We start from the raw sequence: 399 nt of genomic DNA, 5'->3' as shown, positions 1-399 counted from the left end.
GGGCCACCCCGAGAAGTTCATCTACTTCAATCCAGCCCATCCGGACAAGTCAGCGAGCATCGACCCACTGCGAAACTGGAACCGAAAGACGGAACTCGCCTCGCGCGTGGCGGCGCTCATCCCATCGGAAACAGGCACCGACGCATTCGTGGCGTTCGGCTGGAAGGTGCTGCAGGACATCTGCGGCGGGCTCATCGCAACGGGAGTACGGCCCAACCTCATGCAGCTGCGCCGCTACATCGAAGGCGGACCAGACGATCTTCTTCTCAAGGCGCTTCGCGCGCACTTCAGAGCCCACGTCCCGGGTTGGGAAGAAAAGCTCGCGCCCTTCGTCACCGCTGTCACGAAGAAAACCAAGGATCCGCAGGCGATCGTGCAGGCACATATCCAGTGCTACAA

At 61.2% G+C, this 399-nt stretch carries 1 protein-coding gene; it reads left to right on the top strand.

Annotated elements, in window-relative coordinates; all coding sequences use genetic code 11:
* Positions 1-399 (top strand): hypothetical protein (locus K9U40_RS24365; RefSeq protein ID WP_282892612.1); only part of this gene is annotated, 399 nt, incomplete at both ends.

The organism is Xanthobacter autotrophicus, assembly GCF_030015065.1.
Classification (GTDB): Bacteria; Pseudomonadota; Alphaproteobacteria; order Rhizobiales; family Xanthobacteraceae; genus Xanthobacter; species Xanthobacter autotrophicus_D.
This window is presented reverse-complemented; position numbering and strand designations above follow the sequence as displayed.